The following is a 16,454-nucleotide window of genomic DNA, read 5'->3' as shown; positions in this document are numbered from 1 at the left end:
CGCTCATTGGGGCGGGATGCCGTGCTTGCGGGTGGGCGGGACGGCGTGCTTCGCGCTCAGCATCCTGAACGCCCCGCAGAGCGCGGCGCGCGTCTCGCCCGGCTCGATGATGTCGTCCACGAGCCCGCGCTCGGCGGCGTAGTAGGGGTGCATCAGCTCGTCCCGGTACTCCTTGATCTTCTGCTTCCTGGCCTCCTCCGGGTCCGGGGCGGCGGCGATCTCCCGCCGGAAGATCACGTTGGCGGCGCCCTCGGCGCCCATCACCGCGATCTCGTTGCCGGGCCAGGCCAGCGACAGGTCGGTGCCGACCGAGCGGGAGTCCATGACGATGTAGGCGCCCCCGTACGCCTTGCGCAGGATGACCTGGACGCGCGGCACCGTCGCCTCGCAGTACGCGTACAGCAGCTTGGCGCCGTGCCGGATCACCCCGCCGTGCTCCTGGTCCACGCCCGGCAGGAAGCCGGGGACGTCGACCAGCGTCACGAGCGGGATGTTGAAGGCATCGCAGAACCGGACGAACCGGGCGGCCTTCTGGCTGGCGTCGAGGTCCAGGACCCCGGCGAGGACGGCGGGCTGGTTGGCGACGATGCCGACCGTCCGCCCGTCCAGCAGGCCGAGGGCGCAGACCACGTTCGCCGCCCAGTGCGTCTGGACCTCGATGTACTCGCCGAGGTCGAGGATCTCCTCCAGGACGTCGCGCACGTCGTAGGACCGGTTGGGCTCGGCGGGCACCAGGCGTTCGAGCGCGTCGGTGCGCCGGTCGGCCGGGTCGTGGGTGACGCGCACCGGCGCGATCTCCCGGTTGTTGGAGGGGAGCAGCGAGATCAGGTAGCGGACGTCGGTGAGGCAGCTCTCCTCGTCGTCGTGGACGAAGTGGCACAGCCCCGACGTCGTCGCGTGCATGTCGGCGCCGCCGAGCGTCTCCTGGGAGACCTCCTCGCCGGTGACGGACTGGACGACGTCCGGCCCGGTCAGGAACATCCGCGACACCCCGCGCACCATGAAGACGAAGTCGGTGAGCGCGGGGGAGTAGGCCGCCCCGCCCGCGCACGGGCCGAGCATCACGCTGATCTGCGGGATCACCCCCGACGCGTGGACGTTGCGGGTGAAGATGCCGCCGTAGCCGGCGAGCGCGGTGACGCCCTCCTGGATCCGGGCGCCCGCGCCGTCGTTGAGGCTGACCAGCGGGGCGCCCGCCGCCAGCGCCATGTCCATGACCTTGTGGATCTTCTCCGCGTGCGCCTCGCCGAGCGCCCCGCCGAAGATCCGGAAGTCGTGCGCGTAGACGAAGACGGTGCGGCCGAACACCGTGCCCCAGCCGGTGATGACACCGTCGGAGTGCGGCCTGCGCCGCTCCATCCCGAAACCGGTGGCGCGGTGCCTGCGCAGCCCCTCGATCTCGGTGAAGCTGCCCTCGTCGAGCAGCATCGCGATGCGTTCGGGCGCGGTGAGCTTGCCCTTGCCGTGCTGGCGCCTGGTGGCCTCCGGATCGGCCCCCTCGCGCACGGTCTCCTTGAGGGCGCGCAGTTCGTTCAGCCGCACGTCCCGCGCGAGGTCATCCTCCGTCTGTCCCTGGGTGAGCAACGTCGCCAACTCCTCGAATGAGCGGACTGTCAAGGCTCCGGGACCCATCTCCCCGGTCTCCTCCACCTCGCGCCGGAGCGACATGGATGCGCCGTGCGCGTCGATCGTGTGCGTCGGCGGGGTGGGCACGATGCCGGACGGGGGGCGGCCCGCTCGATGGTCGAGGGGACGCCGGCCGGGTCGGACCCGCGGGGGTGTGGAGGACGAATGCGATCACGGAGTGAGACCGTGCGGGGCGGGGGAGAGGCTCTCGGTGCCGTCTCGGCCGAGCGCATGGCTCTGCCGCCGGAATCAGCGTGACATCATCGGTCGACCGATGTCAACGGGCAGAAAACTGATCGGCTCCGAGCTGGAAAGACGGGCCGGTCAGAGCTCATTTCATAACGTGAGGTGGCATTCACAAATTGTGGTCTGAAGCGCGATTGAAGATCGCTGCGGGCACTGATGATCAATGCGCGGGCGCGGCCGCGCAATGAAACCCCTGAGACGACGCCACGGCAAGAGGAGTTAGCGGGGAGGCATGTCCAGGTGTGGACAACGAAATGATTGGTATACAGACTGGACGGATCCAGCGGCCGTTCCTTAGCGTTCGATCGGGAAGCGGTGGAGGACAGGCCGCCGCTGCGAAGCCGCGAGCAATGATCGATGCGGAACGCGAGATTAACGACGGGGGGCTATACGGCTGTGGGCTTGTATCCGGGGACGTAGCGTACTAATTCTCTCACCGTGAGGGTTCTTCGCCGATCAGGCGGACGCCGGCGGCGAAAACAGGGAAGCGTGCCGAGGGCACCGCTTGCACTGTCGTGCTGAGCATGAACGCGATGGTCCCCGCCCATCATGCCCGTTGACTGGTCCTTAGTTGTCAGGTGATCAAAATGGACATAGTTCTTTGTGGCGGACCTAGCTGTGGCGACCGTCGACCCCAGCGGCGGCGCCAGATCCCGCGGCCCGGAAGCCGGGTCTGCGTCGCGTGTCACGAATCCACCCGCAGCGCCGTCGAGCAGCTCCCCGACCTCTTCGACGAGTGCGCTGCCGCACTGGCCCACACCGCCGGCCCGCCGGTCGGCCAGATCCGCAGGGGAAGCCGCCGAGCAGGGATAACGCTCAACGACAGGGCCGTCGCCGCGCGGTCGGCGATCCTGTCCACGCTCGCGTCCTGGGCGGCCCTGATCGCCGACGAGCGCCGGGTCTGCCGGCCCGAGCGGCGCGAGCCGCGCGCGCTGGCGGCGTTCGTCCTCACCCACCTCGACTGGATGCTGGCGCATTCCGCGGCGGTCGAATTCGCCAATGAGGTCGTCGCGGTGGCGCGGGTCGGCCGCGACTCGACGCCCGATGCCGGGCGGCTGGAGATCGGCGAATGCGTCTGGCCCGGCTGCAACGCGAAGATCATGGCGTCTCCGCGCGAATGGGACGGCCGCGGCGGACGCGATGTCAAGTGCGCGGCGGGCCATGTTTGGCGTCCTCATCAATGGCTCGACCTAGCGCATCAGCTACGACGGAGAGAAAACCCGGGGGATGGTCTTATGGGGGGAACAGGATGACGCCGCGAACACAGACTCGCCTCGTCCCGACCGAACTCGCCGCGCTCGCCGCGGGCGTTTCCGAGGCCACGATCAGGAAGTGGGCGAGCCGTCGCAAGCTCACCCGGCACGGCACCACGAGAAGGGCGCTGTACGACCTCGACGAAATCATCGACCTGAGGGCAGGGGAAAGCCGGCGTCCGGCCTAGCCGCCGGACGCCCGTAGGTGTGCGGTGCGGCGGCCCCGCCGGCCGCACCGCACACGTCCCTCGTCCCCCCCGCCGGGAGCCGGCGGATTACCTGCTTCGGTTCCCGGCGAAAAGCCCGGCGCGGGCTCGGCCCGGCGGACCGGCCCACCCGCGGGTGGCCGCCCGTGAATGCGGCTCTGAATCCGGCCCCGAATCCGGGGCGGAATCCGGCCCTGAATCCGACGTCTCCGATAGAGACGTCGATCCCCCTACACACTGCGACAAATCGGACATGGAGCCCCCAGTCCTCGCTCGTGCGACGGAGACCAAGGTAGCGTCCAGCTCGTTAATCGTCAAGATGCTTAATCATCCGTAAACTTTGCTAGACTTATACTGATGACCAGTGAAGATATGACCCCCCCGGGCTCCGACCGGGGTCTGCTCGGCTACACCGGGCACCTGATGAAGCGCGCGTTCCTCCATGTGCACGCCCACGGCGCCGACGCGATGCCCATCGGCCGGCATCCGCGCGAGATCGGCGTGCTGCTCCTGCTGATCCACGCCGGGCCCCTGTCCCAGGCCCGGGTGGGCGCGCTGCTCGACATCAGCCGCACCGACATGGTCAAGGTCGTGGACGGCCTCGAAACCCCCGGCTACGTCGTCCGCGAGCGGGACCCCGCCGACCGCCGCCGGTACGCGCTGCGGGCGACCGAGGCCGGGGAGCGCGCGTGCGAGGAGCTGCGCGCGGCGGCCGACGAGGCCGAGCGGGCCGCGTTCGCGTGCCTGTCGGCGGACGAGCGGGCCCGCCTCGTCCCGATCCTGCTCGACCTGATCCCCGACCTGCGGGACGCGCTGCCCGCCGAACTGCTGGCGCGCACCGGGTTCCTCATCGCCCGCTGCCACCACCGCCTCCGCCGGCGCGGCGAGCAGCGGCTCGCCTCGCGGGGCCTGCGGCCGCGCCACTTCGGCCTGCTCACCGCGCTGGCGAGCGCCGAGCCCTGCTCGCAGCAGCGGCTCGCCGGGCTGATGGGCGTGAGCGGCCCGGCGATCATCCAGTCGATCGACGAGCTGGAGCGGGCCGGGGTGATCCGGCGCGACCGCAACCCCGACGACCGCCGGGAGCACCTGCTGCTCATCACCCCCGACGGGCGGCGGCGCCATCGCGAGGCCCGCGACGATATGGACGACTTCCAACGGGAACTAGTCATAGAGATCGGAGCGGAGCGGATCGCGGAGCTGAACCGCCTCCTGCTCGCGCTCATTCCGAGCGAGGCTCCCACGCCACAGAGGAGGACCCCATGACCGTCCTGGTCATCGGCCGAGGCCGCGCCATCGTCGACTCCGTCACCAAGGCCATGAGCGAGCACGGCATCGAGGGGACGGGCGTCACCGTCGACGCCGACGCGATCGCGCATCTCGGCGGCGGCGACGTCGACCTGCTGGTGATCGGCGGCGGCGTCGAGTCCGGCTCGCGCTCGCTGCTGAAGAAACAGGCCGCGACCCACGGCGTCCGCGTGCTGGAGACGCCGCTCAAGGGTCGCGACCCGGGCACCTACGTCCTGGAGGAGATCGTTCCTCTGCTGAACGCCTGACGCGTCACCTCCGGCCCGGCGCGCATGTGGGGTTCCGAGAGGGGAGCGTCCCGGACGCGAGGTAGGCGTTCACCTTGGCGTCCACGCAGGGGGCGCCGTACTCGCCGTAGATGCCGTGGGCGATGGTCCCGCGCAGGGTGAGCAGGCGGGATCCGCTCATCAGCCCGTGCAGCCCGAGCGCGCCCCGGTAGGTCGTGGCGGTGTCGCCGGTGGCGGACACGAGCAGCGCCGGCGCCCCGGTCGTGATCGCGGTCGGCTGCTCGCGCGGCGGCGCGGGCCAGAACGCGCAGGGCCCGATGTTGTTCGTGATGGGCCCGAAGAGCGGATGGCGGCGCCGGGAGCGCTGGACGTCGCCCCAGTAGACCTCGGGGTCGCGCGGGGCGGCCCGGTCGCCGCACAGGATCGCCGCCGCCGGGCTGACGAGCGCGGAGCTCCCGCCGCTCAGATTGAACCGCAGCGCGCCCTCCAGCTCGGGTGTGGGCGTGGCCTCTTCGCCGCGCGCCGCCGCGTCCAGGACTTTCACGCTGGAGGCGAACGAGGCCCGCGCCTCGTCGCGGTCGTTGCCGACACCGCCGTAGACCAGGTACGGGACGAGGTGCTCGTCGACCGTGTACCGGCCGACGCGCAGCGGGCGCGCCGCCGAGGCCCGGACGATCCGCGCGACGGTGCCGAGCACGGCGGCCCGCGTCCGGCCGAGGCCGTACTCGCCGTGCCGCGCCGCCGTCCAGGCCGCCCACGCGCGCAGCGCCCGTTCCGAGGGGCCCTCGGTGCCGGTCAGCCGGGGACCCCACACGCGCGGGTCGCCGGGGCTGTCGAGCACCATCCGGTCGGTCCGCCCGGGGAACATCTGCGCGTAGACGGCGCCGAGGTAGGAGCCGTAGGAGTAGCCGAGGTAGGAGAGGCGGCGCTCGCCGAGCACCGCGCGGACGATGTCGATGTCGCGGGCGGTATCGCGGGTGTCGGCGTAGGGCAGGACGTCGCCGCTGCTGCGCGCGCAGCGTTCGGCCAGGTCCTTCTGGAGGGCGACCTGGCTGTCGAAGGCGGCCCTGGTGGAGCCCGCCGAGCGGATCCACATGCCGCCGGGCCATCCGCAGTCGAGCGGCGTGCTGCGTCCGACGAAGCGCGGGTCCATCCCGACCAGGTCGTATCGCGCGCCCACCGCGCCCATGTACCGGCGCGCCTCCAGCGGCATGCCGAGCGTCGGTTCGGCGGGGCCGCCCTCGTTGAGCATCATCGCGCCGACCCGGTGGTCCCGGTCGGTGGCGGCGATCCGGGACAGCGCGATGGTGATCGTCCGGCCGCCGGGGCGCGTGTGGTCCAGCGGGACGGTGATCCGCGCGCAGCGGGCCCCGGCCCGGTCCAGCTCGCGGCCCTGCTCGTCGTCGGAGCCCTGCTGGCAGCTCGTCCAGGTGACGTGCTGGCCGTAGTAGCGGGCGAGTCCGGGGCCGGGGCCGGGCCCTGCGGCTGCGGCGACCGTGCCCGAGGCCGCCAGGACGGGTAGCGCGACCAGCGCGCCCAGCCGTCGCGCCAGGGCGCGGGTGAATGTTCTCGATGTCATGGGCCGGGACGCTAGGTCCGTACGCCCGCCGCGAGAATGCAGCCCGCTGCGGGTCGTGACTACAGCTAGCTGTAGTGCCCGCCGTGCGCGGCGCCCGGATACTGAGGGCTCGGCGACGGGAGGGAGTGGACATGCGCGACCGGTGGGCGGCCGCGGCCTACCTGTTCGGGGCGCTGGGCACCGCCGTCGTCACCGTGCTCGGGGCGCCGCTGCTCGCCGTCCCGGCGCAGGGGCGCGCCTGGGCGGAGCGGCACCGGCGGCGCGCCGGGCGGCTGCTGGGCGTCGCGGTGCCCGCCCGTCCGATGACCCCTCCGATGACCCCTCCGATGACCAGGGCCCGCGTCGGCCCGGCGTTGCGGCGCGGTCTGCTGTGGCCGGTCGCGCACGTCGGCACCGCGCTTCCCTCCGGGCTCGCGCTGGTGCTGTGCGTGGGCAACATCGTGACGGCGCTGGTGGCGATGACGGCCTGGTGGGCGTTCCCGGCCGACGCACCGCCCCATCTCCAGGGGGACGTCCCGGTGGACGGCTGGACGGTCGCGCTGACCGCCGCGCCCGCGCAGGCCGCCGTGCTCCTCGCGGTGGCGTGGTGGGGCGGCCCTCCGCTGGCGCGCGCCCATGCCCGGCTCTGCCTGGCGCTGCTGGCGCCGACGCCCGCCGAGAGGCTGTCGGAGCGGTTGTCCGCGCGGGTGGAGACGCTGACCCGGACCCGCGCGGACGCCCTGGACGCCCACGCCGCCGAGCTGCGCCGGATCGAGCGGGACCTGCACGACGGCGTCCAGGCCCGGCTGGTGGCGGTCGCGGTGCGGCTCGGCGTCGCCCGCGAGTCGCTCGCCGGCGCCCCCGAGGACGTGGCCGTGCTGGTGGGGGACGCGCACGAGGGCGTCGAGGAGGCCATGGCCGAGCTGCGGGGCGTCGTGCGGGGCGTCTACCCGCCGATCCTCGCCGACCGGGGCCTCGCCGGGGCGCTCGCGGCGCTGGCCGCCGACTCCGCCGTGCCGACCCGGCTGAGCGTCGGGCGGCTGGACGCGGTCCCGGCCGCCGTCGAGACCGTGGCCTACTTCGCCGTCACCGAGGCGCTCGCGAACATCGCGAGACACGCCCGCGCCACCCGGGCGCAGGTGCGCGTCGAGCGCGCGGGCGACCGGCTGTCGATCCTCGTCGCCGACGACGGCGCGGGCGGCGCGGACGAGGCGCGCGGCACCGGCCTCGCCGGGATCCGCCGCCGGGTGGCGGCGCTCGACGGGACGCTCCGCCTCACGAGCCCCCCGGGCGGCCCGACCGCGCTCGCCGTGGAGGTCCCGTGCGGGTCGTGATCGCCGAGGACAACGTGCTGCTGGCCGGCGGCCTGGAGCTGCTGCTGGCCGCCCGGGGCTTCGAGGTCGCCGCCGTGGCCCGCGAGGCGCCCGCCTTCCTGGACGCGGTCGCCGAGCACCGCCCGGACGTCACGATCGTCGACGTGCGGCTGCCGCCGTCCTACAAGGACGAGGGGATCCGCGCGGCGCTGCGCGCCCGCCGGCTGCACGCGGGGCTGCCCGTGCTGGTGCTGTCGCAATATGTCGAGCGCGAATACGCGCGGGAACTGCTCTCCGACGGGCGCGGGGGAATCGGCTATCTGCTCAAGGACAGGGTGAGCCGGGTGGCGGAGTTCACGGGCGGGCTGCGCCGCGTGGCGGCCGGGGGCACCGCGATGGACCCCGAGGTCATCTCGCAGCTTCTCGTCCGCCGCGAGGACGACGCCCTGGCGCGCCTCAGCCCGCGCGAACACGAGGTGCTCGCGCTCATGGCCGAGGGGCACGACAACGCCGCCATCGCGTGTCGGCTGCGCATCACCGGGAACGCCGTCCACAAACACATCGGTTCGGTCTTCGCGAAACTCGGGCTGCCTCCCGACGCGGGCGGCCACCGGCGCGTCCAGGCGGTCCTCACCTACCTTGACCACCGGCGGGGCGCCGGCGCCACGACCGAATAGTCGGGCGGGCGGCGGTGGTATATCCTGCGGGTTTCCTTCGGGGCGCCTGTGGTAGACCACTTGTGAATTGTGAGGTCGGCCACCTCCGGGGCGCGGGCCGAATATCGCCCCGACCGCTTTACCGAAATTAGTCGGGACAGCGGCGCCGGTGAACCGTTATTGAAACGTTCAAACCCATATCGCGCGCCTGTCAATGGATATGGCTGCCAGCCTGCCCAATGACCGCCTCCGGTCATTGTTGTTGGAAATCCAATGGCAGGGTTAGACCATCTTCCGATTCTGACCTCCCTTCTTTGCGGCCCTTGACTAGGGCGCGGAGGCGATTCGAGGAGTTTCAGTTGGGCGGTACGAACAGCACGACGGAGGCGGGCGACCGGATACCGGTCGCCCCCGCGGAGACGGCCCGGCACGTCACCGCGGACCACGTCCTGGTGCCCACGGGCCACGGGCGGGACATCCGCTGGCGGCCGGGTGAGCGGCTGGAGGGTTTGTTCGAGGAGCGTTGCGACCGTTTCCTGGCGGCGGGGAGGGAGGACCATCCGGCCGTCGACACCGGCGGGTCCACGCTGAGCTTCGGTGATCTGGACGAGCGGGCCAACCGGCTCGCCCGCCACCTGCTGGCCCGCGGCGTCGGCCCCGGGGACCGGGTCGCGCTGCTGTTCGACGAGGCCGTGCGCTCCTATGTGGCGATGCTGGCCGTGCTGAAGGCGGGCGCGGCGTTCGTGCCGCTCGACGCCGGGTACCCACCGGACCGGCTCGCCTACATCATCGAGGACGCGGGCGTCCGCACGGCCTTGTCACTCACCCGGCTGCGCGAACATCTGCGCGAGGCCGAGGCCGAGGTGGTGTGCCTGGACGAGGCGGACGAGCGGATCGGCGCGCTGCCCGGCCACCGCCTCACCACCGCCGAGAGGGGCGCCCCGGCCGACGACCTGTGCTACATCGTCTACACCTCGGGGTCGACGGGCCGCCCGAAGGGCGTCGCGATCGAGCACGCCGCCATCTGCAACTTCGTGCGCGTCGCCGTCGAGGTCTACGGCGTCCAGGACACCGACCGCATGTACCAGGGCATGACGATCGCGTTCGACTTCTCCGTCGAGGAGATCTGGGTGCCGCTGCTGGCGGGGGCGACGCTCGTCCCGAAGCCGCGCGGGTCGGTGCTGGTCGGCCCCGACCTGCGCGACTTCCTGCTGGAGCACGGCGTCACCGCGATGTGCTGCGTCCCGACGCTGCTCGCGACCCTCGACGGCGACCTGCCCCGGCTGCGCTTCCTGCTGGTGTCGGGCGAGGCGTGCCCCCAGGAGCTCGTCGCGCGCTGGCACCGTCCGGGCCGCAGGTTCCTCAACGTCTACGGGCCGACCGAGGCGACGGTCACCGCGACGTGGACGCCCCTGGACCCGGGCCGCCCCGTGACCATCGGCATCCCGCTGCCCACCTACGCCGTGGTCATCCTCGACCCGGACGAGGACCGGGCGCTGCCGCCGGGCGAGTCGGGCGAGATCGGCATCGCGGGCATCGGGCTCGCGCGCGGCTATGTGAACCGGGACGACCTCACCGCGCGCAAGTTCGTCCGCGACTTCGTCGGCATCGAGGGCAACGCCTCCGGCCGGATCTACCGCACCGGCGACCTGGGCCGGATCACCCCCGACGGCGAGATCGAGTACCAGGGCCGCATCGACACCCAGGTCAAGATCCGCGGCTACCGGATCGAGCTGACCGAGATCGAGTCGGTGCTCTCGCAGGCGCCCGACGTCGCGCAGGTGGTGGTCGGCACCCACGAGTCCGAACCGGGCAAGACCGAGCTGGTGGCCTACTACACGCGGCGGAACCCCGGCGTCGCCGTGGACCGCGACGCGCTGCGCGGACGCGCGCGCGAGCGGTTGCCCGGCTACATGGTCCCCGCCTACTTCGAGGAGCTGGAGGCCATCCCCATGCTCCCGAGCGACAAGGCCGACCGCGCCCGGCTGCCGGCGCCCTCGGCCCCGCGCGCGCTCGCCGGGCGGCGCGGCCACCTCGCGCCGGAGACCGACGCCGAGCGCGCGGTCGCCGCCGCGCTGGCCGGGGTCATGCGGGTGGAGCGGGTGTCGGCCGACGCGGACTTCTTCGACGACCTCGGCGCCGACTCGCTGCTGATGGCGCGCTTCTGCGCCGCGCTGCGGGAGCGCACCGACCTGCCGGTGTCGATGCTCGACGTCTACCAGAACCCCGACGTCAGGGGCCTGGCGGCGGTGCTCGCCGAACGGGTGCTCGACCAGGCCGCGGCGGCGGCGGACACCGAGGCGGTGCCCGAGGCGGGTGTGCGGACGCGCCGCCACGAGTACGTGGTCTGCGCCGTCCTGCAACTGCTGCTGTTCGTCGCGACCACCTATGTCGGCGCCGTCGTCGCGACGGTCGGCTACGAATGGACCTCGGACTTCGAGGGGTTCCCCGACCTCTACCTGCGGTGCGTCGCGTTCGGCGCCGCGACGTTCGGCTACCTGTGCGCGCTGCCCGTGCTGGCGAAGTGGGCGCTGATCGGCCGCTGGAAACCCCGGCGGTTCCGGGTGTGGAGCCTCGCCTACGTGCGGTTCTGGACGGTGAAGACGCTCGTCCGGACGAGCCCCCTGATGCTGCTCGCGGGATCGCCGCTCCACGTCCTGTACCTGCGGGCGCTCGGCGCGAAGATCGGCCCGGGTGCCGTCGTGCTCTCCCGGACGATGGTCTGCACCGACCTGCTCACGATCGGCGCCGGGACGCTCGTCCGGGAGAACTGCGCGATGCCCGGCTACCGGGTCGACGGCGGGGTGGTCCGGACGGGCGCGATCACACTCGGCGACCGCGTCTTCGTCGGGGCCAAGACGGTGCTGGACGTCGACACCGCCATGGGCGACGACACCCAGCTCGGGCACGCCTCCTCGCTGCACTCCGGGCAGGTCGTGCCGGGCGGCGAGCGCTGGCACGGCTGCCCGGCCCGTCCCACCGGCACCGGCTACCTGACCGTCCCGCCGCGCCGGTGCGGCACCGCGCGCAGGTTCGGCTACGGCGTCGCGCAGCTGTTCGCGCTGCTCGCGGTCGCCTGGCCGCTGGCGATCATCGTTCCGGTCGCGCTGCTCACACAGCTTCCGATGCTGGCCGACATCATGGCGGCCGACACCGAGGGCCTCGGCCGCATGGCGCTCTACGGCGACGCGATCATCATCTCGGGCCTGCTGTTCTTCGGCGGCGCGGCGCTCGGGCTCATCTTCGTGCTGACCGTGCCCCGGGTGATCGCCCCGTTCGTCCGGCCCGGAAAGGTCTACCGGCTGTACGGGTGGCACTACTGGGCGGTCACGGCGACCCGGCGCCTGACGAACATCACCTTCTTCCACGACCTGTTCGGCGACAGCTCCTACATCGTCGGCTACCTGCGCGCGCTCGGGTACCGGTTCGCGCGTCCGATCGTGCAGACGGGAAGCAACTTCGGCACCGAGCTCCAGCACCATTCGCCGTATCTGACGACCGTCGGCAGCGGAACGATGGTCTCGGACGCGCTGTGGGTGATGAACATCGACTTCTCCAGCACGTCGTTCACGGTGTCGGAGGTGCGGATCGGGGCGCGCAACTTCCTCGGCAACAACATCGCGTTCCCGGCGGGCGCGGCCGTCGGCGACAACGTCCTGCTCGGGACGAAGGTCGCCGTCCCGGTCGACGGCCCCGTCCGCGAGAACACCGGGCTGCTGGGCTCGCCGTGCTTTGAGATCCCGAGGGCGGTCGAGCGCGACCACGCGTTCGCCGAGTTGGAGAAGGGCGAGGAGTTCCGCCGCCGGCTCGCGGCCAAGAACCGCTACAACCTCGCCACCATGCTGCTGTTCCTCGCGGTGCGGTGGTTCCGGCTCTTCGCCGTGACGGTCCTGTGGCTGTTCGCCGAGGACCAGTTCCACGACCACGCCGCGGCGGGGGTGGCGGCCGGGGTCGCGGCCACCCTGCTGTTCGGCGCGGCCTACGGCGTGCTGGTCGAACGGGCCCTGCTGCACTTCCGCTCCCTCGAACCGCGGCTCTGCTCGATCTACGACCCGTACTTCTGGTTCCACGAGCGGCTCTGGAAGATGGGCGGGCAGGCGCTGTTCAGCGGCACCCCGTACAAGAACGTGCTCTGGCGCCTGCTCGGCGTGCGCGTCGGCCGCCGCGTCTTCGACGACGGCTGCGCCATCCCCGAGAAGACGCTGGTGACGCTCGGCGACGAATGCACGCTCAACGCGGGCAGCGTCATCCAGTGCCATTCCCTGGAGGAGGGCGTCTTCAAGTCGGGCCGCACCAGCATCGGCGCCCGCTGCACGGTCGGCGTGGAGGCGTTCATCCACTACGACGTGACGATGGGCGAGGGGTCCACGCTCGACGCCGACTCCTTCCTGATGAAGGGCGAGCAGATCCCGCCGAGCGCCCGCTGGCGGGGCAACCCGGCCGGTCAGCGGCGCGTGCCGAGCGGGGGCGGCGCCATGATCGAATAAATTTTCGGGTCGGAGCGATGAGTTCCGGCGGCGGCGCCGGTCTACCCCGGCATGAACAGCACCCCTGAAGCCACTCCCGACCGCGAGCCGGGCCGCGAGGCGGTCACCCACGAGGGCGTGACCGCCTCCGGCTCCGGCGGCCGGACCCCCGCCGTCGTCCGGCTGCTGGTGCTCGCGACGTTCGTCGTCATCCTCAACGAGACGATCATGATCAACGCGATCCCGCGGCTGATGACGGACCTGAGCATCACCGAGCAGGCCGCGCAGTGGGTCTCGACGGCGTTCATGCTGACGATGGCGGCGGTGATCCCGGTGACCGGGTGGTTCCTGCAGCGGGTCACCACGCGCCGCGCCTACGCCACCGCGATGGGGGTCTTCCTCGCCGGCACGGCGCTGGCGACGGTCGCGCCGGTGTTCGAGGTGCTGCTGTTCGCGCGGATCGTGCAGGCGGCGGGCACGGCGGTGATGATGCCGCTGCTGATGACGACGCTGATGACCGTCGTGCCCGAGCGCGACCGCGGCCGGGTGATGGGCACGGTGACGATGGCGATCTCGGTCGCGCCCGCGCTCGGCCCGGCGGTCTCCGGGCTGATCCTGCAGGCCGGCTCGTGGCGGCTGCTGTTCGCGGCGGTGCTGCCGATCGCGGCGCTGGTCACCTGGCGCGGGCTCGCGCGGCTGGAGAACGTCGGGGAGCCGCAGCTGTCGGCCATCGACTGGTTCAGCGTCGCCGCGGCCGCCGCCGGGTTCGGCTCGCTGGTGTACGGGCTGAGCCGGTACGGCGCGGGCGGCGCGGCGATGCCCACGGTGATCGTCGCGACCGGCCTCGCGCTGATCGCGGTGTTCGCCGTCCGGCAGCTCCGGTTGCAGCGCCGCGACGTCCCGCTGCTGGACCTGCGCGTCCTGCGGCACGCCACCTACGCCCTGTCGCTGCTGCTGATGTCGCTCGGGTTCCTGGCGATGATGGGCGCGATGATCCTGCTGCCGATCTACCTCCAGAACCTGCGCGGCCTGTCGCCGCTGGAGACCGGGCTGCTGATGATGCCCGGCGGCCTCGCGATGGGCCTGCTCGGCCCGACGATCGGACGGCTGTACGACCGCTTCGGCGGCCGGATGCTGGTCATTCCCGGGTCCGTGGGCATCGTGGTCGCGCTGGCGGGGTTCACCCAGATCTCGAAGACGATGCCGTACTGGCAGGTGCTCGGCATGCACACGCTGCTGATGGTCGCCCTGGCCACGATGTTCACGCCGGTGTTCACCCTCGGCCTCGGCGCGCTGCCGGCCCACCTGTACTCCCACGGCAGCTCCATGCTGGGGACGCTCCAGCAGGTCGCGGCGGCGCTCGGCACGGCCCTGGTCGTCACGGTCATGGCGCGCCGCGCCGACTCCCGGATCGCCGGCGGCGTCGAGGAGACGCTCGCCCAGCTCGACGGGATGCGGCTGGCGTTCGTGGTCGCCGCCGGGCTGGCCGTCGTGATGATCGCGGTGGCCGTCCTGCTGCCGAAGCGGGCGGCGGGCACCGGGCACCCGGAGGGGGCCGACGCGCCCGACCGGAGTCTCGAACCGGTGAGCTGATCATGTTCTGAGGTTTCGGCGCGGAAAGCCGCGCGACGGGGTTTCCGCCCGACGGGCCGGAGGCGAGGACGATCCTCGCCTCCGGCCCGTCGCCGTTACCCGGCCCGTGGAAACAAATCTTGACGGGCAAGCAGACGTATGTTCTCATTCATCAGACAAAGTACAAACAGTCGCCGCGGCGACCCCGTGGCAGTCCGCTCAGCGACCCACCCTCCGAGCGATCGGGCCCGTCCTCTCCGGACGCAGGAACCCTGCGAGCGATCAGGCCCCGTCCCCCTCCGGACGCGAAATAGCGCGACATCCGGAGCACAAAGGCCACCCCCCCACCCGCGTTTTCCCCCTCCCACATCTTGGTTCGGAGGACTCCTTGATGCGGAAAAGGCTCATCGTCGCGGCGACCGCCGCATTCCTCACCCTCACGACCGCGTGCAGCGCGGGCGATGACGACGGCGGCGGCGGCACCGGTGCGGGCAAACCGGCGCAGAACGTCGCGTGCCCGCCGATCGACAAGGCCGCGATCGACAAGAACGCCACATTCACCTGGATGTACAGCGTCGCCAACACGAGCTTCGACCCGGACAAGATCACGACCAGCAACAGCTGGATGTACCTGTACCCGGTCTACGACACGCTCGTCCGCATGGACGCCAATGGCGAGCCCAAGCCGATGCTGGCGAAGAAATGGAAGATCGGCGACAAGGGAAAGTCCCTGACGCTGACGCTGATCGACAACTGGAAGTACCACGACGGGACGGCGTTCGACGCCGCGTCCGTCAAGGCGAACATCGACCGGCACCGCGACGCCAAGAGCTTCAACAAGCAGGCGCTGCAGGGCGTCACCTCGGTCGAGGTCGTCGACTCCGCCACCGTCAAGGTGGTGACCAAGGACGGCGCCGCGCCGCTCATCGGGATCCTCGGCAGCTCCGCGGGCATGATGATGAGCCCGAAGGTCTTCGACGACCCGAACCAGGCGCGGATGCCCACCGGCGGGTCGGGCGCCTTCAAGGTCACCGCCTACGAGCCGAACACCAAGGTCGAGTACACGCCGGTCAAGGGCTACTGGGACCCGGCCGCGGTCAACGTCGCGAAGATGGTCTTCCTGATCTCCAGCAACGACAACGCGCGGCTGAACGCCACCATCACCGGGCAGGCCGACGTCACGTTCCTGCGCTCCAGCATGTACAAGCCCGCCAAGGACGCGGGGCTCGCCGTCTGCCAGAAGCCGAGCCTCGCCAGTTTCACGATCGCGCTGAACGTGAAACGGCCGCCGTTCGACAAGAAGGAAGTGCGGCAGGCGCTGAACTACGCCATCGACCGCGCGTCGGTGAACGAGCTCCAGGGCGGTTTCTGCCAGCCCGGGGTGCAGATGTTCCCCTCCACCTACTACGCCTCCGACCCCTCGCTCACGGCGGGCGCCTACCCCTATGACCCCGCGAAGGCGAAGGAACTGCTCGCCAAGGCCGGCATCAAGAACGGTTTCAACTTCACCCTGGAAACCGACAACCTCGACGCCTACCAGCGGGTCGCGGAGCTCCTCCAGGCGAATCTCCAGGAGGTCGGCGTCAAGATGACGATCCGGCCGGTCGAGCTGCCCAAGCTGATGGAGGGCTTCTCGGTGAACAAGTCGGTCGACGCCATCATGGTGCAGCAGAAGGCCGACGCCGACCCGAGCATCCAGATCTCGTCCTATTACGGCGCGGACGGGTTCAGCAACCCGGGCGGCTACTCCAACCCGACGATCAACGATCTCGCCGCGAAGGCGCAGGGCGCCGAGGACCGGGCGAGCCGCGCGGCCATCTACAAGCAGCTTTTCCGGGCGGCCCACGACGACGCCGCCTCACCGGTCACGCTGTGCCATCTCAACACGCCTCTCGCGATGAACGACAAGGTGATGGGAGTCGAGGTCTTCGTCGACGGGTCCCGCCAGTTCCGCGGCGTCGCGGTCAAGAAGAAGTGACGCGCCGATAGCGGGCGGGTTCCGGCCGGAGCCCGATACGCCCGGCCG

At 71.5% G+C, this 16,454-nt stretch carries 11 protein-coding genes; 9 read left to right on the top strand and 2 right to left on the bottom strand.

Annotated elements, in window-relative coordinates; translation table 11 throughout:
• Nucleotides 1–3: 3 nt before the first annotated feature.
• Complete coding sequence (locus GNZ18_RS00825; RefSeq protein WP_374225425.1) at nt 4–1,584, bottom strand: acyl-CoA carboxylase subunit beta; 1,581 nt, start codon at nt 1,582–1,584, stop codon at nt 4–6.
• Nucleotides 1,585–2,459: 875 nt separating this feature from the next.
• Between GNZ18_RS00825 and GNZ18_RS00820 the strand changes: the two genes are divergently transcribed.
• From GNZ18_RS00820 to GNZ18_RS00805, 4 genes are all read left to right on the top strand, one after another.
• Nucleotides 2,460–3,125, top strand: a complete 666-nt coding sequence (locus GNZ18_RS00820; RefSeq protein WP_156214138.1) for a hypothetical protein — start codon at nt 2,460–2,462, stop codon at nt 3,123–3,125.
• Nucleotides 3,122–3,313 (top strand): hypothetical protein, encoded by a 192-nt coding sequence (locus GNZ18_RS00815; RefSeq protein WP_156214137.1) that lies wholly within the window; start codon nt 3,122–3,124, stop codon nt 3,311–3,313. The genes GNZ18_RS00820 and GNZ18_RS00815 overlap by 4 nt, the downstream gene beginning before the upstream one ends.
• A gap of 375 nt (nt 3,314–3,688) precedes the next feature.
• On the top strand, nt 3,689–4,594 hold the full coding sequence (locus GNZ18_RS00810) for a MarR family winged helix-turn-helix transcriptional regulator (RefSeq protein ID WP_156214136.1): 906 nt from the start codon (nt 3,689–3,691) through the stop codon (nt 4,592–4,594).
• Nucleotides 4,591–4,884 (top strand): hypothetical protein, encoded by a 294-nt coding sequence (locus GNZ18_RS00805; protein ID WP_156214135.1) that lies wholly within the window; start codon nt 4,591–4,593, stop codon nt 4,882–4,884. Before GNZ18_RS00810 ends, GNZ18_RS00805 begins: the two co-directional genes overlap by 4 nt.
• Nucleotides 4,885–4,888: 4 nt before the next feature.
• On the opposite strand, the gene GNZ18_RS00800 is transcribed toward GNZ18_RS00805, so the two are convergent.
• Nucleotides 4,889–6,442: an alpha/beta hydrolase gene (locus GNZ18_RS00800; RefSeq protein ID WP_156214134.1), complete on the bottom strand. Its 1,554-nt coding sequence runs from the start codon at nt 6,440–6,442 to the stop codon at nt 4,889–4,891.
• 131 nt (nt 6,443–6,573) lie between these two features.
• Between GNZ18_RS00800 and GNZ18_RS41635 the strand changes: the two genes are divergently transcribed.
• From GNZ18_RS41635 to GNZ18_RS00780, 5 genes are all read left to right on the top strand, one after another.
• Nucleotides 6,574–7,755, top strand: coding sequence for a sensor histidine kinase (locus GNZ18_RS41635; protein WP_246249326.1), 1,182 nt, complete (start codon nt 6,574–6,576; stop codon nt 7,753–7,755).
• A complete protein-coding gene (locus GNZ18_RS41630) occupies nt 7,743–8,411 on the top strand; it encodes a response regulator transcription factor (protein WP_214616361.1) in 669 nt (222 codons plus the stop codon). Before GNZ18_RS41635 ends, GNZ18_RS41630 begins: the two co-directional genes overlap by 13 nt.
• A 338-nt stretch (nt 8,412–8,749) precedes the next feature.
• Nucleotides 8,750–12,877 (top strand): Pls/PosA family non-ribosomal peptide synthetase, encoded by a 4,128-nt coding sequence (locus GNZ18_RS00790; RefSeq protein WP_216651113.1) that lies wholly within the window; start codon nt 8,750–8,752, stop codon nt 12,875–12,877.
• 51 nt (nt 12,878–12,928) lie between these two features.
• Nucleotides 12,929–14,449 (top strand): MDR family MFS transporter, encoded by a 1,521-nt coding sequence (locus GNZ18_RS00785; protein ID WP_156214132.1) that lies wholly within the window; start codon nt 12,929–12,931, stop codon nt 14,447–14,449.
• 370 nt (nt 14,450–14,819) lie between these two features.
• Complete coding sequence (locus GNZ18_RS00780) at nt 14,820–16,406, top strand: ABC transporter substrate-binding protein (RefSeq protein WP_156214131.1); 1,587 nt, start codon at nt 14,820–14,822, stop codon at nt 16,404–16,406.
• Nucleotides 16,407–16,454 lie beyond the last annotated feature (48 nt).

It is taken from the genome of Actinomadura litoris, assembly GCF_009733595.1.
GTDB lineage: Bacteria > Actinomycetota > Actinomycetes > Streptosporangiales > Streptosporangiaceae > Spirillospora > Spirillospora litoris.
This window is presented reverse-complemented; position numbering and strand designations above follow the sequence as displayed.